Here is a 26,108-nt window from a genome sequence, read left to right as displayed (position 1 = left end):
TAAAGTTTGACCTATGCAAAACTTTACGTTTTAAGAGCCTGATGTAATTCACCTACCCCCTTTGCTAACTTGGCTGTGTGTCATGCTGGTACCAAAAATCCGGCGTTATAAAACAATTAGAAAGAGAATGAAGACATGCGGAAAGTTCTTTGCAAATTTAAAAAACAGATTATTTCTAGCTCTTTGGCTGTCACTCTGGGTCTAGGTGCTGTTGCAGCGTCCACTGCACAAGCAGCTGAACACAACTGGCGTTTTGCAAACCTGTACACACGTGGTACAGCGTTTGGTGAAGTGTATGGAAATCTGGCAAAAAATATCGAAGAGATGTCTAACGGCCGCATCAAAGTTAAGATGATGTACGCTGGTGAAGGTGTCGACACGAAGGGCATTCTAGGTGCTGTGAAAAGTGGCCTGATCACAATGGGCGCGACATTCCAGCCGATGAACGCTGGCGAACTACCTGCGGGTATCGTTGAAGTTGGTCTACCTGGCGGTACTGCTGACGTTGGTGAACTGAGTGTTCTTTTCCACGAGAAAGGCTGGAACGAAGTCCTAACTAAAGCCTACGGCGAGCAAGGCCTAGTTTACCTAGACCCTTACATCCAGCCACCTGTTTACTTGCTGACAAAGAAAGAGATCAAATCTGTTGAAGACTTCAAAGGTTTGAAGCTTCGTGCACCCGGTGCATACGGTAAGTTCGTACGTAACTTGGGCGCTTCTCCAGTATCTCTAACGTGGAGCGAGATCTACACAGGTTTAGCAACAGGCGTTATCGATGGTTCTATCGGTTCTAACCTGATTGACCACCGTGACGGTAACCACGTTGAAGTGGCGAAATACATGTACCGCCTACCACTCGCAGGGGCACAAGTTCTGCCTGTATTCGTGAACCAGAAAGCTTGGAACAAGCTACCTGACGACCTGAAAGCGATTGTTAAAGCAGCAACAGCTGTTCACGCTCGCGAGCAGATGACTAAGTCACGTCTATGGGAATCTGAAGCGATTGCTGACATGGAAGCAAAAGGCATGAAGTGGAGCCCAGCACCATCTGCTGAAGATAAAGCAGCATGGACAAAAGCGGGCGAATCCCTATGGGATGAATACTCTGCTCAAGATAAGCACAGCAAAGCGCTTATCGACATCCTGAAAAAGCAGTAATCACCGCTTAACTCAGTACCGAAGAAGCTTCTGACTCTTGGGTCAGAAGCTTCTTTATTTCGCCCCTCTGGCAGTATACTGAGGCCTGCAAAAGGTAAAGGGAAGTTCCTTTAGATTCCTTTCATTTCAAGGCTGTATAACCATGTTCACATCAACCCTTAGACTCTATTGCACTGCAGTGCAAAGGCTTGTTGCCTTTATCGGCCGTGGTGTTTCTATCCTGATGCCGATGATTGCGCTTGTCATCGCGTTCGAAGTGTTTGCGCGCTACTTTCTAAACAAGCCAACGATATGGGCTTATGATCTATCGCTGTTTCTATCAGGTTATCTCGCAGCGCTTGGTGGTGCCTATGCTCAGCAGCGCAAAGCACACATCAATGTGGATATCTTGTACCTGTCTGTTTCTGCCAATGTGAAGCGTATCTTTCACCTTGTTTCCGGTGCGCTGGCCATCTTTTTCATGGCAGTGGTGGTATTGGTGTCTATTGACAAATTCAACGAAGCACTCAACTTCAATTATCGCCGTATGAGTGAATGGGCGCCGCCAATGCATCACTTTTGGATGATGCTGATCGTCGCGTGCTCTTTGCTGATACTTCAGATTATCAGCGACATTATTAACGATCTTTATCACCTTGTTACAGGGCGTGACTTGGTACCGGTATCTGACGAAGATGCGGAGGATGACAATGGAAATTGAATTACTTACTGGCGTCCTGTTGCTGTGTATTCTCGTTGCCTTCGCAATCGGAACTCCGGTTGGTTTAGCACTGGGCGGCATCGCCATGGCAATTGGCTACAGCACATGGGGTGAAGGCATTTTCAACATCGTGCCAAGCACGTTCGAATCAATCTTGTTTAGCTTCATTCTGTTGGCTATCCCGCTATATATCTATATGGGGCAGCTACTCACCCGCTCAGGCATCGGCGATGCGATGTTTAATGCCAGCCAGTTGGTTATCGGTAAGGTACGTGGGTCATTGGCAATTAGCGTTGTGGGCGTTTGTTCCATGATTGGTGCCATGGTAGGCATCATTGGTGCAGGCATCATGACATCCGGCAGTATCGCGCTAAAACCCATGCTAGAGCGCGGTTACGATAAGCGCCTTGCTTTAGGCGTTATTATGGCCGGTGGTGGTCTTGGTATTTTGATTCCGCCAAGCGTACCGATGATCATGTTTGCAGCGTCCACGCAAAACTCCGTGGGTAAAATGTTCATTGCCGCACTTGTACCTGCAGTGGTCACAATTGTTTTGCTGGTTACGTATATCGTTATCAGTTGCAAAATTAATCCAGAAAAAGCACCGCTAGGAACAGGCGCCGAAGCTAAGATGACGCCTGAGCAGAAGTTCCGCACGCTGCGCGATGGCTTACTATCGGTTCTGCTTATCGTGGCAGTGTTGGGAAGTATTATTAGTGGTATTGCAACGCCCACGGAGTCAGGAGCAATCGGCGTCGTGGGTGCGATTATACTAGCGTTCTTCTTTAAACGTTTCCGGTTTGGTCTGTTCAAGTCCGCAGGTTTAGAGACAGCTATGCTTGTGAGCGTAGCCATGTGGATCATTTTGGGTGCCACCCTATTCAGTAACTTCCATCTATTGATGGGTGTTCAGGATATGGTTGCGGGCTTCACCTCTGACCTTGGCCTCCCCCCGCTGGGCGTTGTTATCATGATGCAGCTCGTGATGCTGTTGCTCGGTTTCATCATCGATGAGTTCATCATCGTATTGATGTGTGCACCGCTGTTCACGCCGATCGTCGTTGATCTCGGTTTCGACCCAATTTGGTTCGGTATTTTGATGATTCTTAATATCGAGATTGCAGTACAAACACCACCTTACGGCTTCGCCCTCTTCTACTTGAAAGGTATCGCGCCGCCTGATGTCACTATGCTCGATATCTATAAATCGGTCACGCCGTTTATTCTTATCAAGTTACTGGTGCTCATACTGTGCTTGCTCTTCCCTGATGCCGTGATGTGGCTACCGAACAAGATCATGGGGTAACTTGTTATGTATAACAATATTCTGATTCCGATCGACCTAGAGCATGTCGAGATGTTTCCACGAGCGGTTGAAGTGGCAATTCAGCTGTTCGGAAACGAAAAAGGCAAGATACATAGCTTGTATGTGGATTCCACCAAGATCCACAGCATCTCATTCACGCAGGTAGACAACGAAGTTGCGAGCCAGATGCGTAAAGAGATGAAGAAGCGTGTACGCCGCGTCTTTGAAGAGCATGTTCCAGAGGAGATGCAAGGCAGCTGCCACATCCGCAACGGCGTTGTTTACGACGAGATCCTCGAGGAGGAAAGCCGCTTGCAGCCCGATGTCATTCTAGTGGCTGCAGGCAAACCTGGCGTTGCCAGCTACCTGTTGGGCTCTAATGCCGAAAAGGTCTTGCGTCACGCGCAAGGTAACGTCTTTGTTATCCGCGATAACAAACACTGGTAGAACAAAAAAGGGGAGCTTAGCTCCCCTTTCTCATGCATAGCACGCTACTAGTTTTCAGCGATCAACTCGCTAATGATGGACACCGGAGACATCAGGTGAGCATACATCAACGCACTTGCCCTCTCTGCGTTTTTGTCGAGCAGTGCATCGACCAATGCTTGGTGCTCCTCCCGCTTTGCCGCCAGCGCAGACTGCGAGAATACCGTCTGCTTAAGCCAAAGCTGCCGATAGCGTTCAGCTTGGTCAAATAAAGCGGCGCGCATCTCGAGCAACTTCGGCGAGCTACAGCCCTTCGCTATCGCCAAATGGAACGCTTTATGGCGCATATCCCAAATATTGAGCATATCTTCAGCCGAGTTGATCTCATCGACCCGCGCTAACGTGTGTGCTTTACCGATGACTTCCGCCTCCCACTGCTCATCACCTCGCTCCACGGCCAAACGAACAATCAAGGCCTCCAGATGAGCACGCGCATCATAGATATCTTCCATCTCTTCCTGAGTCATCTGCGCTACCCGAAAACCACGCTGGCTAATAGCTGTGACTAAACGCTCTGATACTAGTTGCGAGAGCGCCTCACGCATAGGCCCAGCCCCAATATCGTACTGGGTTTTCAGATGGCTCATTAGTAGCTTGTCGCCGGGCCGATGAGCGCCATTGATAATATCAGCCTTCAACAGGTCATAGGCGATTGCCGCCTGGCTTGTCTTCTCTTCACTCATGTCGTTTGTAATCGCCCTTTTAGCGTCAGCGCTTTTCAATAGATGGTGCGAATTATATCCCGCCGTACAAAAGTGACAACATGGATAAAAATCAATAAAACATAAAAATGTAGATATTTTTAAATTTTAGCGATATTATTAGCCCATCTTAAAGATTAGCCATCCAGGAATAAGAAAATGAACAGCATTGTTAACCTAGATACACAATTCACAGGTTTCTCCGTTAAACCAAGCGAACAATACCCAGAACGTCTGATTGAGTTGACGTTCCCAAAAGAAACACTCGATGCATTCTTCGCTGCAACTGAAGAGTGGCCTGTTCAAGCGTTGGAATATAAGTCTTTCCTACGTTTCCGTGTGGCGAAGATTTTAAACGATATCTGCGGTGGCCAGCTGCAACAATTCCTGATCGATACAATGGTTGATCGCGGTACAGGCGCAATCCTGTTCAAGCCTGAGGGCCTAGACGACGTATCTCGTGCAGAAGATATGGTTAAGCTAACAACAGCCGTTGCTCACAGCTATGGCCGTTCAAACTACGATGCAATGAGCGGTCAATACTACGCACGCTTTGTCGTACAAAACGTCGACAACTCTGACAGCTACCTGCGTCAGCCGCACCGTGTAATGGAGCTGCACAACGATGGTACATTCGTTGAACAAGACACTGACTACGTTCTGATGCTGAAAATTGATGAGCAGAACATGGAAGGTGGTAACTCCCTGCTGCTACATTTGGACGACTGGGAAGGCCTAGAGAAGTTCTCTAACGATCCTATGGCTTACCGCGAACTGCGCTGGTCTGCGCCACCAAGCAAAAAAGTATCGAAAGAGGTCTTCCACCCAGTATTTGATCTGGACGTGGAAGGTAAGCCGATCATGTCTTACATCGATCAGTTCGTTCAGCCTGCTAACTACGAAGAAGGTAACTGGTTGTGCGACCTATCTGAGTCAATCGAAAACAGCCCAGCTATTCACGGTATTCGTGTTGAAACAGGTAACTTCTTGCTGATCAACAACCACTTCTGGTTGCATGGCCGTGACAAGTTCACGCCACATGATGGTCTGCGCCGTGAGTTGATGCGCCAGCGTGGTTACTTCACGCACAAGAAGACGCTACGTAAACCAACACAGTAAGTGTCATAAAACATATAATACACAAAGCCACTGACCTCTCAGTGGCTTTGTCGTCTCAGCTTTACAGTTCTTAGCGAGGTCAGGGTGTACGATTTTATTATTGTTGGCGGCGGTATCGTCGGTATGTCAACTGCAATGCAGCTTCTGCAACAGATGCCAGACAAGAAGGTTCTGGTCCTAGAGAAGGAAAGCAGCGTTGCCCAGCATCAAACAGGCCACAACAGTGGTGTTATTCATGCCGGTGTTTATTACACACCGGGTAGCCTTAAAGCGAAGTTCTGTCTCGAAGGCAACCGCAACACTAAAGACTTCTGTGACGAGAACGGTATCCCATACGACGAGTGCGGTAAGCTTCTGGTAGCAACCAACGATCTTGAGATGGAGCGCATGAAGGCGCTGTGGGAACGCACCGAAGCGAATGGTCTAGAGCGTAGCTGGTTATCTGCTGGTGAGCTAAAAGAGCGCGAGCCAAATATCACGGGTGTGGGTGGCATCTTTGTTCCATCAAGCGGTATCGTCAGCTATAAACGCGTCACCGAAGTGATGGCGGAAAAATTCCAAGAGATGGGCGGCACGATCGAGTTCAACTGCATGGTGACCGGCGTTACGGAACGTGCAGGTGAGGTCAACGTATCCACATCAAAAGGGACTTTTAGCTCGCAATACATGATCTCCTGTTCTGGCTTAATGGCTGATCGCGTAGTGCGCATGCTGGGTATTGAGCCTCAATTTAAGATCTGCCCATTCCGCGGTGAATACTACCTGCTCAAGCCTGAGCTCAATCAGGTTGTAAACCACCTGATCTATCCGATCCCTGATCCAAACATGCCATTCCTAGGAGTTCACCTGACACGCATGATCGATGGCACGGTTACCGTTGGCCCTAACGCGGTGATGGCATGGAAGCGCGAAGGCTACAAGAAGACAGATATCTCCTTGAAAGACAGCCTTGAAGCACTAACTTACCCGGGTATTCTTAAGGTACTCAAAGATAACCTGAAGCCGGGTCTGATCGAGATGAAGAACTCATTGTTCAAGAGCGGTTATCTGAAAGAAGTGAATAAGTACTGCCCGATGATCGAGAAGGCAGACCTTAGTCCTTACCCTGCTGGTGTGCGTGCACAGGCGGTTTCTAAAGATGGTAAGCTCGTTGACGATTTCCTATTCGTAAACACTGATCGTACGATCAATGTCTGCAACGCACCATCACCAGCTGCCACATCCGCACTGCCAATTGGCCGCCACATCATCAATGCAGCCGCAGAGCAGTTTAATCTAAAAACGGTGAGTGACCTTAAGCAAACGGCTTAAGATTCCTACCCGGAAACAAAAAAACCCTGCCAAAGCAGGGTTTTTTATTACCTAGGATGTGCTCAATTAAGCAGCGTAGTTCTGCGCTACGAAGTCCCAGTTTACAAGCTTCCAGAACGCATCAATGTAGCTTGGGCGAGCGTTACGGTAGTCTACGTAGTATGCATGTTCCCATACATCACATGTCAGCAGCGGCGTGTCACCTGAGGTTAACGGTGTACCTGCACCTGTTGTGCTCGCCAGCGCTAGGGAACCGTCAGCTTTTTTGACCAACCAACCCCAACCAGAGCCGAATGTACCGATAGATGTTTTTGTAAACTCTTCTTTAAACGCGTCGAATGAGCCAAACGCTTCATTGATTGCGTCAGCCAAAGCACCTGTTGGCTCACCGCCGCCGTTCGGGCTCAAGCAGTTCCAGTAGAACGTGTGGTTCCAAACCTGTGCAGCATTGTTGAACAAACCACCAGTCGATGTCTGGATGATCTCTTCTAGGCTTTTGCCTTCATTCTCAGTGCCAGCGATAAGGTTGTTTAGGTTAACAACGTAAGTGTTGTGGTGCTTGCCGTGGTGAAACTCCAACGTCTCTGCTGAGATGTGAGGTTCCAGTGCATTTTTCTCGTAAGGAAGTGCTGGTAATTCAAAAGCCATGGTTCTTCTCCATTCAATATAGTGTGAATCACTCGCCGAAGTAGGCATCAAACCTGCTTACTCCGTCACGGCACCTCTCGTAGGGGATGACTCCCGCTGGGTGCTTTCCGCTGTGCATTACAGAGGTTCAATCATACCACCTGCTAGCGGTGCTATCTACGCACCAATCATGTGGTCTTTGGAGGAGATAAAGTCTGTAAAGTTAACGACTTAACAGGTAATTGGCTTGCACATTATGTTGTTAAACCTAGGGGTTGATTCACTTAGGGCGCCAACGAAAATCCCCACAACAACCAAATTCAAAGCCACGCTAAAACGCTAAACCTCAATAATGAGTGATTTATAACCATTCGCACTAATCAAAGAGCATTTGGGCAAAACGTAACAAGACCGCGTGAGAACTCACATACTTTTGTGATGTTTCGGGATATTTGCTTGCTCAAATTGTTACCTAATTTGGACAACTCTTTAGCGGTCACCCCATACACTGAGCCCGGTTGCATATTCTCATCATTCCACTTCGCCAGTTAAAATGAGGTATTACATCATGGTACGGTTAACTAAACAGGTGAGTGCACTCGCATTTGCCATCAGCGTAGCTGCATCTACATCAGCCATCGCTTCAGAGGGCGGTTTCTATGTAGGTGGACAGCTACAAAGCTCTACCTTCGGACATACTATTCAGCGTGATACAGGCAGCGCAACTAACCCGAGCATCACCACCTTCACTGAAGAATCGGACGCAGCTTTTGGTATCCATGCAGGCTATAAGCATCACCTAACTAGCGACGTTTTCGTAGCTACAGAGGTGTTCTATAACGCCGAAGGAGCTGAAACACGCAATATCAACAACATGCTTCAAACCGAGCTAGAACTAAACTCTACTTATGGTATTAACTTCAAAGCCGGTGTTGATGTAACTGACAAGTTCTCTGTATACGGTATTGCCGGAGCCACAGTACTCGACTTTGATATCCACAACAGCTATCCCTTCGCACCACCTATGCGCAGCGGCAGTGCAGATGAAGTAGGCCTATCGTTAGGTGCCGGTTTCGAGTATCAAATTGATGATAGATGGTCCGTTCGTGGTGAATATATTCAAGTCCAAGACGTAGACTTCTCACCACTACCTGAAGTTGCTGTACCAGGTAAGATCAACCCAAATGACGTTGACTACAGCACACTGTCGTTCGGTGTAAGCTACCGTTTCTAAACGCCTAAACCTATCCAGCTCTCTTCCCCTCTGCTGGATAGGTTCACTGCAGACCACCCTGGAAAAGAAAATACCAGACCGCCTATATCTGCTATAGCTTTACTCTGGTTGATTACTCTGGATACCAGGCGATAACACCTGCTGAGACAGGCCACTACTCATATCAGAGCGCAGCTTACGGGCCTTTAATTACGATGAGTAAAAAGGTTTGGAGAACTATCTAAGAAGGGTGCGAAAGAAGCGTTTAAAGACTTTTAAAGCTATATAGTGAGCGATTGTATAGGAGAGATGTTATTTGGTCGGGACAGTAGGATTTGAACCTACGACCACCGCCACCCCATGACGGTGCGCTACCAGACTGCGCCATGCCCCGATATGCTCATTGAAGAGACGTGAATAGTAACCTAAGTTTTTGATTTTGTGAAGCTTTCATGAGCCTGTTTTAAGTGTCTTTAAAATCTCTTCAAGCTCTATGATTGTTTGTCGGATCACCTGACGATATCGCGCACTTTCATCACTGCCCTGCTCACTACTGAACCACTGCCGAGCACCATTAATGGTGTAGCCTTGATTATGCAGTAAATCCTTTATTTGCCGGATAATAACGATATCTTGCTGTTGGTAATAACGTCGGTTGTTACGCTTTACAGGCTTGATCTGTTCAAACTCTTGCTCCCAATACCTCAAGACATGTGCTTTAACATCGCATAGAGACGATACCTCACCAATGGTGAAGTATCGCTTACTCGGTATGGCCGGGAGATCAGGCTGAGTCGGATCGGCTGTCAGCATATGCATCTACTCGATCCTTGAGCTTCTGTCCCGGACGAAACGTCACAACCCGACGGGCAGAGATCGGCACCTCTTCACCCGTCTTCGGGTTTCTACCAGGGCGCTGGCGTTTGTCACGTAGATCAAAATTGCCAAACCCTGATAGCTTAACTTGTTCGTTGGTCGCTAAGCTCTCACGAATTTCATCAAAAAAGGATTCCACCATGTCCTTGGCTTCACGCTTGTTTAGGCCTAATTCCTCGTGCAAACGCTCAGCCATGTCAGCCTTAGTTAAAGAACTCATGAACCCACCTTTGCTTTGTCTAATCTCTTAATGTTGCCCCTACAGCAGACTGCAATCTGTTGATCACATTTTCTACAGCTGTATTGATCTCTTCTTCATTAAGAGTGCGCGATGGATGCTGCCAGGTCAAGCCTAGAGCAAGACTTTTTCTCCCAACTTCAATACCTTGGCCCTGGTATACGTCGAACAGCGTCACTTTTTTGAGGTACTCTCCGCCTTGCTCCATTGCCACAGCTTTGACTGCATCGTAAGCGACATTTTCCGCTACTACGACAGCTAGATCGCGGCGAGATTCAGGGAACTTAGAGAGGTCATCGAACTTAGATACCTTACCTTCCAACACCGAACCTAGCTCAATCTCGAACAGGTAAACAGGCCCAGTTACACCCAATGACTTCACGAGAGCAGGGTGCAATGCACCCACTCGGCCCACAACGTTACCATTACGATGTATCTCGGCACTTTGCCCTGGGTGCAGTGCAACATGGCTACCCGCGACAAATGTAAACTCATCCGCCACACCACCTAAGCCAAGCACGGCCTCAAGGTCACCTTTGATATCGTAGAAATCAACCGGTGACGACTTACCTGTCCAACGCTCAGGCTCGCGATTTCCGGATAATAGACCAGCTAGCATTTTCTCTTGCTTTAGCTCATCGCCCTGCTGAATAAAACACTGGCCAGTTTCGAACAGGCGTACTCGGCTTTGTTGACGGTTTTGGTTATGTTGCAGTGCTTTCACAAGTCCTGGCCAGATCGTTGTGCGCATAACAGCCATCTCCGCGGAGATCGGATTAGCTAGCGCTAACGCTTCGTGCTGATCATCAAACTGGCGCTGCAAGCCCGCTTCAATAAAGCTGTATGTGACGGCCTCTTGATAACCCAACGCAACCAGCGTGCGGCGCAAAGACTGCACGGTAACCTGAGACTCAGCACATGGTGTGAACGGCAGCTGTGCTGTCGGCACTTTCACCGGCAGATTGTTATAGCCGTATACGCGCGCCAGCTCTTCAATCAAATCGACTTCGATCGTAATATCGAAACGATAAGATGGGACTGCAACACGCCATTCACCTTCACCAGATGCCGTCACCTCCATACCTAAGCGCGTCAAAATCTCTTCGATCTCTGCGCTTGGCATATCAAAAGCTAGCATCGCATTCACTTTGCTATGACGCAGTGTAACCGTACTTGCGCTCGGTAAATGCTGCTCATCAGATGCCTCAGTCACGGGGCCTGCTTGACCGCCTGCAATCTCAAGCAACAACGCCGTTGCTCGCTCAATACCTTCACGTTGCAGCTGCCAGTCCACGCCACGCTCGTAGCGATGCGAGGAGTCCGTATGCAAACCATATGCGCGTGCACGGCCCGCGATCGCAATTTGATCAAAGAACGCACACTCAAGGAAGATATCTTGCGACGCTGCGGTAACGCCAGTCGCTTCACCGCCGAAAATACCTGCCATGGCTACTGGCTTGGACTCGTCGGCAATAACTAATGTATCGCTGTTTAGTTCAACTTCATTACCATCGAGCAAAGTCAGCTTCTCGCCCGCTTCCGGGTAGCGCACAACGATTCCACCATCCAACTTATTTAAGTCAAACGCGTGCAATGGCTGACCCAGTTCAAGCAGAACGTAGTTAGTCACATCAACAATGGGATCAATGGAGCGAATACCTGAGCGACGAAGCTTCTCAACCATCCAAAGTGGTGTTTTCGCTGTAACATCAACACCACGGATAACGCGGCCTAGGTAACGAGGGCAAGCATTCGGTGCTTCCAAGCGGATCGGCAATGTGTCGTCAATTGACGCAGGTACGGCTTCGATCGGTACGTAAGTTACTGGCGCCTTATTCAGAACGCCAACCTCACGCGCAAGACCCTTAATACTCAAGCAGTCGCCACGGTTTGGTGTGAGATCAACATCGATAATATGATCATCTAAACCAAGATACTCGCGGATACATGCTCCGACAGGTGCGTCTGCAGCAAGCTCCATAATGCCGCCATGATCATCGGAGATTCCTAGCTCATCTTCGGCACACAACATGCCAAACGATTCAACTTGACGCAGCTTAGCTTTCTTAATTTTAAACTCGCCGCCTTCAGGTGTTGGCAATACGGCGCCTACTTTCGCGTACGCTGTTTTTAAACCTGCACGAGCATTAGGCGCACCACATACCACTTGCAGCGTCTCAGTGCCATCTGACACAGTGCACACTTGAAGTTTATCTGCATTGGGGTGTTGCTCAGCGGTAAGAATTTCGCCAACAACAACATTTGAAAAAGCACGAGCTGCGGGAATAACCTCATCCACTTCAAGCCCGGCCATTGTCACTTGATCAACTAACGCTTGCGTACCGATATTTGGGTTGACCAGTTCGCGTAACCAATTTTCACTGAATTTCATTCTGCTTTCCTAAACGTTCTTAATCGTCAAAATCACTGGGTTCAAATGGCTACTTAAATTGGCCAAGGAAACGCAGATCGTTTTCAAAGAACAGACGCAGATCATTTACGCCGTAACGCAACATCGCTAAGCGCTCAACGCCCATACCGAATGCAAAGCCAGTGTACTCTTCTGGATCAATACCTGACATTTCGAACACCTTCGGATGCACCATGCCACAACCCAATACTTCCAACCATTTTCCGTCACCGCGATCGATATCGACCTCGATAGAAGGTTCAGTGAACGGGAAGTAGGAAGGACGGAAGCGGACTTTCACATCCTCTTCAAAGAATTCGCGCAAGAATTGCTCAAGCGTACCTTTAAGGTCAGCAAAGCTAATGTTCTTATCGACAAGCAGCCCTTCAACCTGATGGAACATTGGGCTGTGAGTTTGGTCGTAGTCACAACGGTATACGCGGCCTGGGCACACAATACGAATCGGCGGTTGCTGAGTTTCCATCGTGCGAACCTGCACACCAGATGTATGGGTACGCAACAATGTATTCGCATTAAAGTAGAACGTGTCATGCATCGCACGTGCCGGGTGGTGCGACGGAATGTTTAATGCTTCAAAGTTATGGTAATCGTCTTCGATCTCTGGGCCTTCAGCAACACTGTAACCAATGCCCGCAAAGAAGGATTCGATACGCTCAAGGGTTTTAGTCACAGGGTGCAAGCCACCTAGTTCTTGGCCTCGGCCTGGCAGCGTGACATCAACGGTTTCAGCAGCCAACTGGGCTTCCAATGCTGCGGACTCTAACGCCGACTTGCGTGCACCGATTTGCTCAGCAACTTGTTGCTTCGCTTCATTAATCTTCGCACCTGCTTGCGGGCGTTCCTCAGGAGAAAGCGCTCCTAAACCTTTCAGTAACGCTGTTAAATGACCCTTTTTACCGAGGTAGTCTACGCGTACCTGATCGAGTTCTTGGACGGTGGTAGCTGCTGCAACCGCCTTCGCTGCCTCCTCCAGGAGACTTACCATATTTTCCATTTCCAACTCCACGTGATGGGGGAAAGACAAGATAAAAACATCTCGTGTTTAACTGATAACTTAGCTCAATTGACTGCCTTAAACCGGGCAAACAACTCACCTAAGTCTCTACAAATTAGCTAACGACGAACGAAAAAATAGGGGAAGAGCTCACACCCTTCCCCTACTTCGACAATCTATGCTACCTCAATAAATGAGGTGGGTGCATTACGCCAGTGCAGCTTTAGCCTTCTCGACAACCACCGCAAATGCAGCCTGCTCGTATACAGCTAGGTCAGCAAGAACCTTACGGTCGATTTCGATGTTAGCTTTTTTCAAGCCAGCGATGAAACGGCTGTAAGACAAACCGTTGATACGCGCAGCAGCGTTGATACGTGCGATCCACAGAGCGCGGAACTGACGCTTACGCTGACGACGGTCACGGTATGCATATTGACCAGCTTTGATAACAGCCTGTTTGGCAACTCGGAATACACGGCTACGAGCACCGTAGTAACCTTTTGCCTGCTTCAAGACTTTCTTATGACGACGACGCGCCTGAACACCACGTTTTACACGAGCCATTCTTTACCTTCCTATACTAAATTCTGTTAAAAAAATGCGACTTAAATGTAAGGCAGCATGCGACGGATCAGTGCTTTATCAGCAGCGTGAACCTGAAGCATTGGACGAAGCTGGCGCTTACGCTTAGTGCTTTTCTTAGTCAGAATGTGGCTTTTGAAGGCTTGCTTGTGCTTGAAGCCATTAGCAGTTTTCTTGAAGCGCTTAGCCGCTCCACTGTTAGATTTAATCTTAGGCATTACAAATCTCCACGCATTCGTTAGTTTAGGTAACGGACAAACAAGAAACCCGCAGGTGCCAAGCAGCTACGGGTTAACTCGCTGATCACATTACTTTTTCTTCTTCGGAGCAATAACCATGATCATTTGACGACCTTCCATCTTTGGACGCTGCTCAACAGTTCCGATCTCGATCAGATCCTGCTCGATGCGTTGCATCAGTTGCATGCCCAAGTCTTGGTGAGCCATCTCACGACCGCGGTAACGAAGCGTTACCTTGGCTTTATCTCCTGCTTCAAGGAAACGTATCAGGTTGCGTAGTTTTACCTGATAATCCCCTTCATCCGTACCCGGACGGAATTTCATCTCTTTGATCTGAGTCTGATGCTGCTTCTTCTTAACTTCAGCCTGCTTCTTCTTCTGTTCGTACTGGAACTTACCATAGTCCATCAGCTTACAAACAATCGGATCAGAATCAGATATCTGGACCAGATCAAGTTCAGCCTCTTGGGCCATCCCAAGGGCCTCGTTAAGCGATACGATACCTACCTGCTCACCATCAGCACCGATTAGGCGTAGTTGTTGAGCTCTAATATTGTCGTTAATTGGCGCGCGATTCTCACGACGCGCGCCTCTTCTGTTATCGCGCTTAATGGTTATATCTCCCAATAATTATTCTTCGCGACTCTTGAGTTCCACGTCTTTTGATAGTAAATCAGTGAAAGCTTCGATTGGCATAGATCCTAGATCTTCACCGGAGCGGGTACGGACGGCAACACAGCCGTTTTCAACCTCTTTATCACCTACCACCAGAAGGTAAGGAACTTTCTGAAGAGTACGCTCGCGGATTTTAAAGCCGATCTTCTCGTTTCTCAAGTCCGAAGTCGCCCTAAACCCACAATTTTCCAATGTTTTTACTACATTATCGCAGTATTCAGCTTGTTTGTCGGTGATATTCATCACCACGGCCTGTACCGGCGCCAACCAAGTCGGTAGTGCACCCGCAAAGTTCTCGATCAAAATACCGATAAAGCGCTCGAAAGATCCGAGGATCGCACGGTGCAACATAACCGGTGTTTCACGATCACCATGCTCATTGATGAATTGCGCACCCAAACGCCCAGGCATCGAGAAATCAACTTGAACGGTGCCGCACTGCCACACACGATCCAAGCAGTCTTTCAACGAAAACTCAATTTTCGGGCCGTAGAATGCACCTTCACCTGGTAGCTCTTCCCAATCCAGACCTGCAGAGTCTAGCGCATCCGCTAGTGCTTTCTCAGCTTTATCCCAGATCTCGTCAGAGCCAACACGCTGCTCTGGGCGCGTTGATAGCTTGTAGATCACCTCTTTAAAGCCGAAGTCTGCATACACTTCATGGAGGAAGTCGATGAAAGAGGATACTTCACTCTGAATCGAGTTTTCAGCACAGAAGATGTGCGCATCGTCTTGCACGAATCCACGTACACGCATAATGCCATGTAGGGCACCTGACGGTTCATTACGGTGGCAGCAACCAAACTCAGCTAAGCGCAATGGCAGATCACGGTACGAACGCAAGCCTTGGTTAAATACCTGAACATGTCCAGGGCAGTTCATTGGCTTGATAGCGAAGTCACGGCTTTCAGAGTGTGTTGTGAACATCTCTTCGGAAAACTTATCCCAGTGACCGGACTTCTCCCAAAGGGCACGCTCAACAACCTGCGGAGTACGAATCTCTTGATAACCATGCTGGCGCTGCTTAGCACGCATGTAACTCTCAATCTGCTGATACAGTGTCCAGCCGCTTGGATGCCAAAACACCATTCCTGGTGCTTCTTCTTGCAAGTGGAACAAGTTTAGCTGCTTGCCTAGCTTACGGTGGTCACGCTTTTCCGCTTCTTCTAAGCGGTGTAGATACGCTTTAAGCTGCTTCTTATCACCCCATGCTGTGCCGTAAATACGTTGCAGCATCTCGTTGTTGGAGTCACCACGCCAGTAAGCGCCCGCCACTTTCATCAATTTGAAGGCTTTCAGGTGGCCAGTTGATGGTACGTGTGGGCCACGGCATAAGTCGATAAAGTCGCCCTGCGAGTAGAAAGAGAGGTCTTCTGAATCAGGAACCGCCTGCAACAACTCAACCTTGTAGGTCTCACCCATCTCTTGGAACATCGCTGTCGCTTCATCACGGCTCATTAGAGAGCGCGATACCGGCAAGTTTTGCTTCACCAGTTCAGCCATCTTTTTCTCGATCTTTTCAAGATCTTCGGGCGTGAATGGACGCTCGTAAGCGAAGTCGTAATAGAAGCCATTTTCGATAACAGGACCAATAGTTACCTGTGCACCAGGGAACAACTCTTGCACCGCCATCGCCATCAAGTGAGCTGTCGAGTGGCGAATCACCTCTAAGCCATCTTCATCACGCGCAGTGATGATCGCAAGCTCAGCATCCTTATCGATTACGTAAGAGGTATCTACAGCAGCGCCGTCGACTTTACCAGCCAGAGCCGCTTTCGCGAGACCCGCACCGATATCAGCAGCGACATCAAAAACAGTAACAGGGTTAGCAAACTCACGTTTGCTACCATCAGGGAGTGTAATAACAGGCATGTTCAGATTCCTAAAATTTAGCGCGTCACATCTGACCCCTACCAAAGGCCCGATGTCTGCAATACGTTTAAAGTGACATTCGTACAAACCAAGTACTAAATGCTGGCGCGAAGTCTACCTGATTCGCTGCTATAAAACTATGAAACTTGCCTTACAGTGCCCTTATTCCGCTGTCTCCAGCAAGCGACGGGTGTAATGGATATGCTCGGTTGCAATCCGCTTTGCCTTATCGGCATCGCGCTGCATGAGGGCTTGATAAATCTGAAAATGCTGAGCGGCTATTCCATCCGGGTAACGGCCATAGCGCTTCAGTGTATGATCTAATACTCCGTAGATCGCATTAAAGTAGCGGCTGTAAAAGAGCTGACTGAACGCCGTGATCAGCAGATGGTGGCTTGATTCAGCCACCAGCATATGGAACTTCAGATCGGCCTTAGCTTTTTCAAGTGTCGAAGCACCGCGACCACGACGCTGCATGCGTTGGTACTCGTTCTCAATCGCCGTCATCTGTTGGTCCGTTGCGCGTAATGCACAGAAATACGCTGCCTCCCCTTCGATAAAGGCGCGCGCCTCAAGTACGGCAATTTGCCAAGGTAGGCTATCGATCTGCCCAACCGGTAGCTCAACACGGGACGCCAGCAAATTAAGGCATTCGCTTCGTCCACCGGGCTTGGTTGCAATCATGCCCTCTAACTCAAGTTGCTGGACAACCTCACGCACAGTGGAGCGCGATAACTGCCGTTGCTCGGCTAACTGGCGCTGAGATGGCAAGCGCTCGCCCGGGATAAGCTCGCCCTGCGCTAATGCCTTAATAAGGTCATGGTACAAAGCCCGTTTTTTCTGGCTTTCGTTACTCATTGCTCTCCCCGGCCTCTTGGTCAGACCAGTTTAGCGTTAAACATTTCTTTTGCGTAGTGCTTTACCTATTCTTGGTTCATAAAAAGAACAACGTACACACCGCTACTCAGACAAAGACAAGAAATCAGGTATCTCTCATGCAAACATCAGCCAAACGACATCAGGTAGGGCTTTTTGTCACCTGCTTAGTCGATATGTTTCGCCCTAGCATTGGATTTGCGACGATCAAACTGCTCGAAAGTGCGGGCTGCGACGTCAATGTACCGAGCACGCAAACTTGCTGCGGACAGCCCGCTTTCAACTCGGGTGACAAAGCCACCTCTATCGATATTGCGAAGCAAACTATCGAGGCGTTCGATGGTTTTGAATATGTTGTAGGACCCTCGGGTTCATGCATCAGTATGCTGCATCACTACCCTGAGCTGTTTGCAGAGAGTGACCCATGGCATGCACGTGCGACCGCTCTCAAAGGTCGCGCTTACGAGATTACATCGTTCCTAACCGATGTTCTGAATTTTGATGACATTCTTGCCAGTTATGAAGGCGTTGCAACCTATCACGATTCCTGTTCAGGCCTGCGCGAGCTAGGCGTTAAGCAACAGCCACGCACCTTGCTAGCAAAAGTCGCGAATTTATCACTGAATGAGATGGAAGAATCCGAGACCTGCTGCGGCTTCGGCGGCACGTTCTGCGTGAAATACCCTGATATCTCAAACCGTATGGTAGAGAACAAGTCTGCCAATATCGATGCTTCTGGCGCAAATACGCTGCTCGGTGGCGACCTTGGCTGTTTATTAAATATGGCAGGCAAGCTGAAACGCCAAGGCCATGCCATTGAGGTTCGCCATATTGTGGAAGTGCTAGCGGGAATGACCGATGAGCCAGCTATTGGCGATGCAAACTACAACCTTGGCAAAGCTGTTTAGAGGAGGTCGCTATGCAAATTGAAAGCCCAGCGTTCAAAGAGAACGCACGTATCGCACTGCATGATGTTGACCTGCAAAAAGCCCTTGGCAACCTCAAGGCAGGTTTCCCGACGAAGCGAGCCGCAGCTATCGAACGTATGCCCGAGTTCGACTCGCTCCGCGATGAAGCGATGCAGCTTAAAAACCATATTATTGAGAACCTAGATCTCTATCTCGAGCAGTTTGAAGAGAATGTTACCAAGCAAGGCGGACATGTTCATTGGGCGCGAACGTCAGATGATGCTTGCAAAACGATTCTTGATATCTGCCGCCAAGTTGGTGCCAAAACCGTCACTAAAGGCAAATCGATGGTATCGGAAGAGGTCAACCTCAACGAATACCTCGAAGCCAACGGCGTAACGCCAGTTGAAACAGATCTAGGTGAGTACATTCTGCAACTGCGTGGCGATCATCCAAGCCATATTATCGCACCAGCCATCCACCTGAACTTGGAAGACGTGACCGAGGCTTTCCATGAGCATCACGGCCGCCCACGTTCTAGCGACCCTGCTGTTCTCATGCAAGAAGCCCGCGAGATGCTACGCGAGAAGTTTGTTGCAGCGGACGTCGGCATCACCGGCGCTAACTTCTGCGTTGCGGAAACGGGGTCAACGATTATCGTGACCAACGAGGGTAACGGCGATCTGACCCAAACGCTCCCAAAAACTCATATTGTCATCACCTCGATCGAAAAAGTGGTCCCAACACTCGAGGATATGACGCTATTTCAACGCCTGTTGGCGCGCTCCGCAACGGGCCAAGAGTTTACGGTTTACAACACACTCTCTACAGGCCCTCGTCGTGCCGATGATCAAGATGGTCCAGAAAACTTCCACGTTGTACTGGTTGATAATGGACGCAGCGAAATGGTCGGTAGCGAGTTTCAAGATATGCTGCGCTGCATCCGTTGCTCTGCCTGTATGAACCACTGCCCAGTTTATGGATCTGTCGGTGGCCATAGCTATGGCTGGGTATATCCGGGCCCGATGGGTTCAGTTTTAACGCCTAAAATGATTGGTATCGAAAAAGCAGGTCTACTGCCAAACGCCTCCACCTTTTGTGGTAAATGCGAGTCGGTTTGTCCTGTGCGCATTCCGCTACCTAAACTCATGCGCCATTGGCGTGAAGATGAGTTTAGCAAACACCTATCGCCCAAGGCGGCACGCTGGGGGCTTGGCGGTTGGGCGTTCTTCGCTAAGCGCCCTTCCTTGTACCGTTTACTGTCCAAGGGCGCAAACCGAGCACTGCGCTTAATGGCAGGCAAGAAAGGACGTGTGACTAAGCTGCCGCTTGCCGGCGGCTGGACAGACTGGCGTGACATGCCAGCACCCAGCGGCAAAACCTTTATGGAACAATACAAGCAACAGCAACGGTGATCACGATGAGTCGAGCAGAGATTTTTAGCAATATTCGTCGCGGCTTAGGGCGTGGTGAAGCCAGCGCAGAACAGAAAGCCGCCGTAAAAGCGCGCCTTGATCAACACAAAGCCAACTTGATCCCGATGCGCGCTCAGCTGCCGCACCACGAGCAGGTAGCATTATTTAAAGAGATGGCGCTTGAAGCCGCGGCCGAGATTATAGAGTTAACCGATATTCACGAGGTTCCAGCAGCCTGTGAGGCATGGCTCGCTAACCGAGAGATCAACGAACTCATCGCAGCTTCTGACTCGCAGATTACTGCACTGGACTGGCAAAGCACACCACGTATCCAGCTAAACCACCGTGTTGGTAAGGTCGGCGATATTGCCAGCTTGACCACCAGCTTTGCAGGCATTGCAGAGACGGGCACGCTGATGCTTTACTCACGCCAAGAGAGCCCCACCACACTGAACTTTCTACCCGATGTTCATATGGTGATTCTTCACGAAAAAGATATCGTCGGCCCCTACGAAGATGCGTGGCAGAAGCTGCGCAGCAGCACGGCGGGCACGATGCCACGTACTGTGAACATGATCACAGGACCATCGCGCAGCGCCGATATCGAACAGCGGTTGCAGATGGGAGCACACGGCCCTAAAGAGCTGGTTATCCTGCTTATTTCAGACAGCCAATAAAACAAAACCGCCCCTGAAATCACTATCAGGGGCGGTCTCTTCGCGCTGTAGCATCCGGCTACCGCACTAGCTGTTATCCTTCGCCGCTTTCTCAATCGCTTGACCGCCTTTGCGGATATCCTTACCCAAACCTTCTACGGTACTGCAGCCAGAAACAGCGACAACTAAAAGAAGCGCAACCACGGCGCTGATCTGCTTTTTCATTTAAAACCCTAATACTTTCAACTGACGTGAGTGCTTACTTTACTCACAGCGCAGCGAAGCATCAAGCTCGTCGACCAACTCTGACCAATCGCCGTCGCTCTCGCGACACTCGCGCAGAAACTGCACCTGAGCTTCACTCCAGAATGGCGCATCTTCTAAGCAGACATCATGATCAAGCTGATGGGAGCGAATGAAAGCCTCCACGGCAGCTGCATCTCCGTTAAGACCTAACTGCTGAAAAAGATGTGTGAAATCATGCTTTACTGTGTCCATTCCCTTACCCTCGTCATTATTTGGTTATTATAGTTACGGGCGATGCCGTATTTACCTGCCTTTGCTCCATAAAGGCAATTCAAGCATTTACAGAATAAAGCCTATCCGCTCAAAATAGCAGCTTTATTACAAGCGATGGATACATGAGTTTTGCCTCAACTGACCTACCTCAAACCTCAAGCGCCAGCAGAGATCGTTCTAGAGATCAAAAAGAGCCGCTTTATCGCCGCAGCGATACCGATCAGCCATGAGAGCGAAGCGAAAGCCTTCCTCCAAAAATGGCGCGAATCGGACCCCGGCGCTAACCACCACTGCAGTGCGTTTATTAGCCAACACCCCAGCGATCACCGCGGTTTCGGTTACAGTGACGATGGTGAGCCGAGCGGCACTGCCGGCAGGCCGATGTACAACGTTTTACATGGCGCTAACATTGGCGGTATCTGCGTGGTTGTGACTCGGTATTTTGGTGGGATTAAGCTGGGTACCGGCGGTTTAGTACGCGCATATTCGGCCAGCGTTAAAGAGCTACTGCCTGAACTCACATTAGCCGAGGTAAAGCCAAAAGCGGTGCTCAGTTTTAGCTATCCGTACTCGCTATCGAGTAATATAGAAAAGGTGCTACACAGTGCTAATGCCACGCTAATCGAAAGCCATTACGGTAGCGATGTAATGCAAGAGATTAGTATCGATGTAGACCAAGTAGAACCGCTCAAAGCCCTGTTGATAGAAAGCTGCCACGGCCAACTCACCATTCATCAAGATGAGTCTTAAGTGCCAACAAGCTACAATAGAGGTGTGACCAACCTGGGGGATACGAGATGAGTAATGTTGTCGACTTCAATGATAAAAAGGCAGCGGCCAAACATCGTAAGAAAGAGCAAGGGCTCGATGAGATGCGCCAACGCTTTGAAACCGTGCTGCCTGATAAGAAAAACACACCCAAAGAGCGCTTGCTTGATATCTTTCGCAAAGGCAAACCTAAAAAGCGCTAACGCAACCTAGTAAAGCGCTTCCCGCCCCAACCCATCGGGTGTTTCTCTGCATACCGGCACTTTTGGCATACAAGCTTTGCATAAAAGTGCACCGTCACCCCAGTGCCATCGCGCGCAATAACCTACCAAAACCGAAGCAGTAATTTGCAATATCTCGACCGCTTGGCCGCATACACTGCACCTATCTTACCCAAAGCGGAGACGTTCTGATGTTAAAGAAACTCATCATGCTGACCTTGAGCGCACTACCGTTGGTGGCAAGCGCAAGCGCAAGCGACAACCTAACAACAAGCGGAGAGACCACCATGCAAAAGATCACCTTAAATACGAGCGTTGGCGAACTAGCCGCCAACCTTTACTTGCCAGAGGGCATCGAAAAGCCGCCCGTCGTGATCGTGACAGGTGCTTGGACAACGGTAAAAGAGCAGATGCCCGCCGTTTATGCGCAAGCGCTTGCAGAGGAAGGTTACGCCGCCATTACTTTTGATTTCCGTGGCTGGGGTGAGTCCGCAGGCAAGGTTAAGTTTCTTGAAGACCCACAGCGCAAAACTGACGACATCCGTGCAGCGATTGCAGCCACCGCTGAGCTCAGCAGCATTGATAGTACCCGTATCGCGGGCTTAGGTATCTGTGCGTCATCAGGCTATATGCTTGATGCCGTAGCTCATAACCCTGCGATTAAAAGTGCCGCTGTTGTTGCACCATGGTTACACGATAAGCCAATGGCAACAGCTATCTACGGCGGTGAAGAGAGCGCAAAATCTCTGCTTGCTGCCGCAGCAAACGCGCGCCAGAGCACTGACCCTGTTTACATTGAAGCTGCGAGCTTAACGAACGAAAGCTCCCTCATGTACCAAGTGCCCTACTATACGGAAACCGATCGCGGCCTGATTCCAGCCTACGACAACCAGTTTAACGTGGCCTCTTGGGAAGGCTGGCTGAACTACGATGCGCAGCAAAGCGCTTTCAACCAAGATAAGCCAGTCATTATGGTGGCATCGGAAGCGATGGCGCTGCCGCTAGGAGCACACCAATATCTAGACAATGCCGGAGATAATGTGAGTGCTGTTTGGTTAGATCAGATCTCGCAGTTCGACTTTTATGACCAACCTGCCGCGGTCCAGCAAGCTGTCAGTGCGATCACACAGCATTTTGAAAAAAGCCTGTAAGTGAGGTGCCGCATGAAAACACTCATCTCTGTGCTCGTTTGGGGGCTGATATCGATGAACACCTTCGCAGCTGAAATCTCGCGCGATGAAGCGCAAATTCGTAGCAACTTATATGGCTTCTCTGCACTAGCAGACCACAATGCTTACGAATACCTAGGCCGTATACTAGCACCAACTGTGAAAGTTGATTACACCTCGCTGTTTGGCGGTGAAACTGAGCACGTTGCACGTGCAGAGCTGATGAAACGCTGGGCGGCATTCCTTCCAGGCTTCGATCTCACATTCCATCAACTGAACGCCATTAACGTGCAGGTGGATGACGATAGCGCCAGTGCGAGTGCTGATTTCATTGCCCGCCACTGGATCGGGGATGACAGTTTTTGGTCAGTCGCGGGAACGTACCTTTTTACATTCAAGCGCTCGGATGGCCAATGGCTGATCACCTCCATTGCGCTCACCAACCCGACCGAAGCGGGCAGCCGTGATGTGCTCGGCATCGCACCCGAACGCGCGGCAGAACTTCTGAGCAAACGCCTGTCTAATCGCCTCGACTATCAATAATGCTTGTGCGCGGGCACAGCTGACTCACTCAGTGTGCTCGCGCTCGCCTCAGGAGGCTCTCGTGAAAGCAACCCTAACCCCTGCTCGCACACTGATCGCGCTTACACTCAGTCTACAGGTGCTAACCGTCTCAGCGCAGACATCACCAGAAACGCCGGCGCCTCAGGCCCAAATCAACTCACTTAGCCCAAGCTACGATAAGGAAGCGCGTTTTCAGCTAAGCGAAAACGATGTAAAAAGCTTTATTTACCAATGGTTTGCTGCTTTCGACCACCAGCGAGAAGCGGGCTTTTTTCTGAATCGTTTAGCCTCACCTATTGATCTGACTTACCCCGGTACACCTCTGCGGTCTGAGACCGATTTTCTGCGCTGGTACGGTAATGTCACGCAGAACATCGCTTGGAACAGCCACAGTATAAAATCACTCACCGTAACCGGAGATCAACAGACAGGCTGGCAAGTGGCTCTGCAGGTTCGCTGGCAAGCCCGCGAACATACAGGGAAAAAGTATGACCTTGTGGTTGCGCAACAGCTGAAAGTTATCCGTGTGGGTGACCTACTGAAAATCGCTCAGCTTCAGTCTAAACTGGTGGAAGGTTAATCATCTTAATGACTGGGTAGGATTAAACGTGCGCTCACAGTTGCAATTTATCGACCATGCAACCGGTAAAGCCTCCGACTGCGGCAAGGTTCTTGAGATCGAGGTGGCTAGCCATGCACTCAACTGGCCCGGGGTGGTAGTTGAAAAGGGCCGATCACCCCATTTTTACCCCAACCATGTGAGCACACCCTACTTCTATTTCGCGCTGGGTCTTGAGCAAGCGTTACATTGGGAAGCTGAAACCGACGAGGGCATGTCGCACCTCACCACCATACCCGGCGAAATCTGGATCAACCCACCGGAAACGCCCTTCACGCATAAAATCGATGAACCCTGCTACTTCGTGATTGTAGCCATCGAAAAAGCCACTTTGTTTCAACACTGCCCCCTGTCGATTAAAGGCAAGCAGCTGAGTTTTCTGAAAAACTACAACGTTGATGATGAAGCCTTACGCGGGCTGATCAACCTATTTCTGCTCGAGGTACAGAGTGGCGGTAAAAACGGTAGCGCCTACCTAAATAGCCTCGTCTCCATGCTGTCTGTCCATTACTTAAACAACTACTCGGACCTCAACGACCTACCTGAGCGCTCAGTCTCCAAGTTTGGGGCTCGTGAACAGCAGACTATCGACGCGCTGATCGATAACCGTCTTGATCAACCCATCACTATCGAGGAGATGGCCGCTGCGTTGGGTTGTAGCAAATTCTACTTCCTCAGAGAGTTCAAGAAGCTCACCGGCCAAACCCCCTATCAGCACCTACTCGAAAAACGTCTAGAACGCGCTCAAACCATGCTCGCCCAAGGAGAGACGAACATCCTCACCACTGCGCTGGCGGTTGGCTTTAGTGATCAGTCACATTTCACGCGGGCATTTAAAAAGCGTTTTGGCACCACTCCCGGTAAGCTCAACCGTTGATTCTCTGCATTAGCCAAGCTCATGTGAGATTACGAAACCTCATTGGCAAAGCGCAGGATTGCTCGGTACTTTCGCTTGAATGTGATTTCATCGAGATATCAGCCAATGAGTTCCTATCAAGACTACCTGAAAGGCGTCGCTTTGGTTTTGCTAGCCACGGTGTGTTTCTCTTTTCAGCCAATTTTTGGGCACCTCGCCCACAGTGATGATGTGAGTGTTGTCACACTGATCTGGCTGCGGTTTTTAATTAGCGCAGTGCTTTTGCACCTCTTTCTATTTCGCCAAACGACACCCTATTGGTATCGCCCTTTCATTATTGGCGTCTTGTTTTCGTTTGGCTCAATCTGCTACTTCTCTGCCTTACGCAGCTTATCGGTCGGGTTAACAACCCTGCTGTTTTTCCTCTTTCCGGTCTATATCTTCCTACTCTCGGTGCTGCTAAAGCATGAGTCGATCTCGTGGCTTAAACTGCTTGCCGTCGGTATTGCAGCGATGGGCGTATGGACCAGTGTGGAAGTGGAAACGATAAGCTCATGGCCCGGTTTAATGATGGGGCTAGCGGCAGGTGCCAGCTACGGTATCTACATCATGCTGAGCAATCACTATCTTAAGCATAACTCCCCTTTTGATGCGCTGCGCTGGGTAACCACCGGTGCAGCTGCCAGCCTGTCTTGCATGATGCTCTGGACCGACGCCACCCTACCAAACAGCTGGTCTGGCGCAGGTGCTGCTGTAGGGCTGAGCTTAGTGTGCACCTTAATGTCGATGGTATTTCTACTCACCGGAACGCGTTTGATTCAGCGCTCCAGCGATGTCTCCGTCATCGCTTCCACCGAGATAGGGATGACGCTGTTCTTAGCCTGGTTGCTGCTCGATAGCCTGATCTCCAATAGTGAGTTAGTCGGTGCAGCCATGGTGTTTGCATCCGCTCTGCTCATTGTTGTGGCGAAAAAACAGGAGACACGCAAAGCGCTACAGGCACCGTAGC

The 26,108-nt window shown here is 49.5% G+C and carries 30 protein-coding genes and 1 tRNA gene; 17 read left to right on the top strand and 14 right to left on the bottom strand.

Annotation, left to right across the window (positions count from 1 at the left end; genetic code table 11):
* The first annotated feature begins 135 nt into the window (after positions 1 to 135).
* The 4 genes from EOE65_RS00890 to EOE65_RS00875 all read left to right on the top strand — a co-directional run bounded on the left by EOE65_RS00890 (position 136) and on the right by EOE65_RS00875 (position 3,611).
* Complete coding sequence (locus EOE65_RS00890; RefSeq protein ID WP_127692408.1) at positions 136 to 1,158, top strand: TRAP transporter substrate-binding protein; 1,023 nt, start codon at positions 136 to 138, stop codon at positions 1,156 to 1,158.
* Positions 1,159 to 1,300: 142 nt separating this feature from the next.
* Positions 1,301 to 1,858, top strand: a complete 558-nt coding sequence (locus EOE65_RS00885; protein WP_127692407.1) for a TRAP transporter small permease subunit — start codon at positions 1,301 to 1,303, stop codon at positions 1,856 to 1,858.
* The gene (locus EOE65_RS00880) at positions 1,848 to 3,164 is read left to right on the top strand and encodes a TRAP transporter large permease (RefSeq protein ID WP_127692406.1); all 1,317 of its coding nucleotides are present in this window, start codon (positions 1,848 to 1,850) and stop codon (positions 3,162 to 3,164) included. Before EOE65_RS00885 ends, EOE65_RS00880 begins: the two co-directional genes overlap by 11 nt.
* A 6-nt stretch (positions 3,165 to 3,170) precedes the next feature.
* Entirely contained in the window at positions 3,171 to 3,611 is a 441-nt protein-coding gene (locus tag EOE65_RS00875; protein WP_127692405.1) for a universal stress protein, read from the top strand.
* 47 nt (positions 3,612 to 3,658) lie between these two features.
* On the opposite strand, the gene csiR is transcribed toward EOE65_RS00875, so the two are convergent.
* Complete coding sequence (gene csiR / locus EOE65_RS00870; RefSeq protein ID WP_127692404.1) at positions 3,659 to 4,333, bottom strand: DNA-binding transcriptional regulator CsiR; 675 nt, start codon at positions 4,331 to 4,333, stop codon at positions 3,659 to 3,661.
* A 177-nt stretch (positions 4,334 to 4,510) separates the two neighbouring features.
* On the opposite strand from csiR, the gene glaH reads away from it, so the two are divergent.
* Positions 4,511 to 5,470, top strand: coding sequence for a glutarate dioxygenase GlaH (gene glaH / locus EOE65_RS00865; RefSeq protein WP_127692403.1), 960 nt, complete (start codon positions 4,511 to 4,513; stop codon positions 5,468 to 5,470).
* Positions 5,471 to 5,554: 84 nt separating this feature from the next.
* The gene (lhgO, locus tag EOE65_RS00860; protein ID WP_127692402.1) at positions 5,555 to 6,781 is read left to right on the top strand and encodes an L-2-hydroxyglutarate oxidase; all 1,227 of its coding nucleotides are present in this window, start codon (positions 5,555 to 5,557) and stop codon (positions 6,779 to 6,781) included.
* A 66-nt stretch (positions 6,782 to 6,847) separates the two neighbouring features.
* Here the strand turns inward: lhgO and sodB are convergent, their stop codons facing one another.
* Positions 6,848 to 7,429: a superoxide dismutase [Fe] gene (gene sodB / locus EOE65_RS00855; protein ID WP_127692401.1), complete on the bottom strand. Its 582-nt coding sequence runs from the start codon at positions 7,427 to 7,429 to the stop codon at positions 6,848 to 6,850.
* A 547-nt stretch (positions 7,430 to 7,976) separates the two neighbouring features.
* On the opposite strand from sodB, the gene EOE65_RS00850 reads away from it, so the two are divergent.
* Positions 7,977 to 8,642, top strand: coding sequence for an outer membrane protein (locus EOE65_RS00850; protein WP_164846982.1), 666 nt, complete (start codon positions 7,977 to 7,979; stop codon positions 8,640 to 8,642).
* 296 nt (positions 8,643 to 8,938) lie between these two features.
* Here the strand turns inward: EOE65_RS00850 and EOE65_RS00845 are convergent.
* The 10 genes from EOE65_RS00845 to EOE65_RS00800 all read right to left on the bottom strand — a co-directional run bounded on the left by EOE65_RS00845 (position 8,939) and on the right by EOE65_RS00800 (position 17,386).
* Positions 8,939 to 9,015 (bottom strand) — tRNA-Pro (locus EOE65_RS00845).
* Positions 9,016 to 9,071: 56 nt separating this feature from the next.
* A complete protein-coding gene (locus EOE65_RS00840) occupies positions 9,072 to 9,434 on the bottom strand; it encodes a MerR family transcriptional regulator (RefSeq protein ID WP_127693126.1) in 363 nt (120 codons plus the stop codon).
* A complete protein-coding gene (gene ihfA / locus EOE65_RS00835; RefSeq protein WP_127692399.1) occupies positions 9,406 to 9,717 on the bottom strand; it encodes an integration host factor subunit alpha in 312 nt (103 codons plus the stop codon). The genes EOE65_RS00840 and ihfA overlap by 29 nt, the downstream gene beginning before the upstream one ends.
* Before the next feature lie 19 nt (positions 9,718 to 9,736).
* Positions 9,737 to 12,127: a phenylalanine--tRNA ligase subunit beta gene (gene pheT / locus EOE65_RS00830; protein WP_127692398.1), complete on the bottom strand. Its 2,391-nt coding sequence runs from the start codon at positions 12,125 to 12,127 to the stop codon at positions 9,737 to 9,739.
* 49 nt (positions 12,128 to 12,176) lie between these two features.
* Positions 12,177 to 13,160, bottom strand: coding sequence for a phenylalanine--tRNA ligase subunit alpha (gene pheS / locus EOE65_RS00825; RefSeq protein ID WP_127692397.1), 984 nt, complete (start codon positions 13,158 to 13,160; stop codon positions 12,177 to 12,179).
* Between the two features lie 207 nt (positions 13,161 to 13,367).
* On the bottom strand, positions 13,368 to 13,724 hold the full coding sequence (rplT, locus tag EOE65_RS00820) for a 50S ribosomal protein L20 (protein WP_127692396.1): 357 nt from the start codon (positions 13,722 to 13,724) through the stop codon (positions 13,368 to 13,370).
* Positions 13,725 to 13,765: 41 nt separating this feature from the next.
* Complete coding sequence (gene rpmI, locus EOE65_RS00815) at positions 13,766 to 13,960, bottom strand: 50S ribosomal protein L35 (RefSeq protein ID WP_127692395.1); 195 nt, start codon at positions 13,958 to 13,960, stop codon at positions 13,766 to 13,768.
* A 90-nt stretch (positions 13,961 to 14,050) separates the two neighbouring features.
* Positions 14,051 to 14,608: a translation initiation factor IF-3 gene (infC, locus tag EOE65_RS00810; protein ID WP_476739120.1), complete on the bottom strand. Its 558-nt coding sequence runs from the start codon at positions 14,606 to 14,608 to the stop codon at positions 14,051 to 14,053.
* Positions 14,609 to 14,611: 3 nt separating this feature from the next.
* Positions 14,612 to 16,528, bottom strand: coding sequence for a threonine--tRNA ligase (gene thrS, locus EOE65_RS00805; protein ID WP_127692394.1), 1,917 nt, complete (start codon positions 16,526 to 16,528; stop codon positions 14,612 to 14,614).
* A gap of 162 nt (positions 16,529 to 16,690) precedes the next feature.
* Entirely contained in the window at positions 16,691 to 17,386 is a 696-nt protein-coding gene (locus EOE65_RS00800; RefSeq protein ID WP_127692393.1) for a FadR/GntR family transcriptional regulator, read from the bottom strand.
* Between the two features lie 137 nt (positions 17,387 to 17,523).
* Here EOE65_RS00800 and EOE65_RS00795 point away from each other — a divergent pair, with 137 nt between their 5' ends.
* Genes EOE65_RS00795 through EOE65_RS00785 form a run of 3 tightly spaced genes read left to right on the top strand, consistent with a single transcriptional unit; the run spans position 17,524 to position 20,404 of the window.
* The gene (locus EOE65_RS00795) at positions 17,524 to 18,312 is read left to right on the top strand and encodes a (Fe-S)-binding protein (protein ID WP_127692392.1); all 789 of its coding nucleotides are present in this window, start codon (positions 17,524 to 17,526) and stop codon (positions 18,310 to 18,312) included.
* Between the two features lie 11 nt (positions 18,313 to 18,323).
* The gene (locus EOE65_RS00790) at positions 18,324 to 19,727 is read left to right on the top strand and encodes a LutB/LldF family L-lactate oxidation iron-sulfur protein (RefSeq protein ID WP_127692391.1); all 1,404 of its coding nucleotides are present in this window, start codon (positions 18,324 to 18,326) and stop codon (positions 19,725 to 19,727) included.
* A gap of 5 nt (positions 19,728 to 19,732) precedes the next feature.
* Entirely contained in the window at positions 19,733 to 20,404 is a 672-nt protein-coding gene (locus EOE65_RS00785) for a LutC/YkgG family protein (protein WP_127692390.1), read from the top strand.
* Positions 20,405 to 20,470: 66 nt separating this feature from the next.
* Here EOE65_RS00785 and EOE65_RS00780 read toward each other — a convergent pair whose 3' ends face one another.
* Positions 20,471 to 20,608, bottom strand: a complete 138-nt coding sequence (locus EOE65_RS00780) for an entericidin A/B family lipoprotein (protein WP_127692389.1) — start codon at positions 20,606 to 20,608, stop codon at positions 20,471 to 20,473.
* A 39-nt stretch (positions 20,609 to 20,647) separates the two neighbouring features.
* Positions 20,648 to 20,881, bottom strand: coding sequence for a DUF2789 domain-containing protein (locus EOE65_RS00775; RefSeq protein ID WP_127692388.1), 234 nt, complete (start codon positions 20,879 to 20,881; stop codon positions 20,648 to 20,650).
* Positions 20,882 to 21,031: 150 nt separating this feature from the next.
* On the opposite strand from EOE65_RS00775, the gene EOE65_RS00770 reads away from it, so the two are divergent.
* The 7 genes from EOE65_RS00770 (at position 21,032) to EOE65_RS00745 (ending at position 26,107) form a co-directional block, all read left to right on the top strand.
* Entirely contained in the window at positions 21,032 to 21,652 is a 621-nt protein-coding gene (locus tag EOE65_RS00770; RefSeq protein ID WP_127692387.1) for a YigZ family protein, read from the top strand.
* 47 nt (positions 21,653 to 21,699) lie between these two features.
* The gene (locus tag EOE65_RS18005; protein WP_164846981.1) at positions 21,700 to 21,873 is read left to right on the top strand and encodes a hypothetical protein; all 174 of its coding nucleotides are present in this window, start codon (positions 21,700 to 21,702) and stop codon (positions 21,871 to 21,873) included.
* Positions 21,874 to 22,082: 209 nt separating this feature from the next.
* Positions 22,083 to 23,042: an alpha/beta hydrolase gene (locus tag EOE65_RS00765; RefSeq protein WP_127692386.1), complete on the top strand. Its 960-nt coding sequence runs from the start codon at positions 22,083 to 22,085 to the stop codon at positions 23,040 to 23,042.
* Positions 23,043 to 23,054: 12 nt separating this feature from the next.
* Positions 23,055 to 23,603 (top strand): nuclear transport factor 2 family protein, encoded by a 549-nt coding sequence (locus EOE65_RS00760; protein ID WP_127692385.1) that lies wholly within the window; start codon positions 23,055 to 23,057, stop codon positions 23,601 to 23,603.
* Between the two features lie 61 nt (positions 23,604 to 23,664).
* Positions 23,665 to 24,204: a hypothetical protein gene (locus EOE65_RS00755; protein ID WP_127692384.1), complete on the top strand. Its 540-nt coding sequence runs from the start codon at positions 23,665 to 23,667 to the stop codon at positions 24,202 to 24,204.
* A 28-nt stretch (positions 24,205 to 24,232) separates the two neighbouring features.
* The gene (locus EOE65_RS00750) at positions 24,233 to 25,120 is read left to right on the top strand and encodes a helix-turn-helix transcriptional regulator (protein ID WP_127692383.1); all 888 of its coding nucleotides are present in this window, start codon (positions 24,233 to 24,235) and stop codon (positions 25,118 to 25,120) included.
* A 105-nt stretch (positions 25,121 to 25,225) separates the two neighbouring features.
* Positions 25,226 to 26,107: a DMT family transporter gene (locus EOE65_RS00745; RefSeq protein ID WP_127692382.1), complete on the top strand. Its 882-nt coding sequence runs from the start codon at positions 25,226 to 25,228 to the stop codon at positions 26,105 to 26,107.
* Position 26,108 lies beyond the last annotated feature (1 nt).

Source organism: Neptunomonas marina (assembly GCF_004005935.1).
GTDB lineage: Bacteria > Pseudomonadota > Gammaproteobacteria > Pseudomonadales > Balneatricaceae > Neptunomonas > Neptunomonas marina.
Note: the sequence above shows the minus strand (reverse complement) of the source record. Positions and strands in the feature narration are given on the sequence as shown.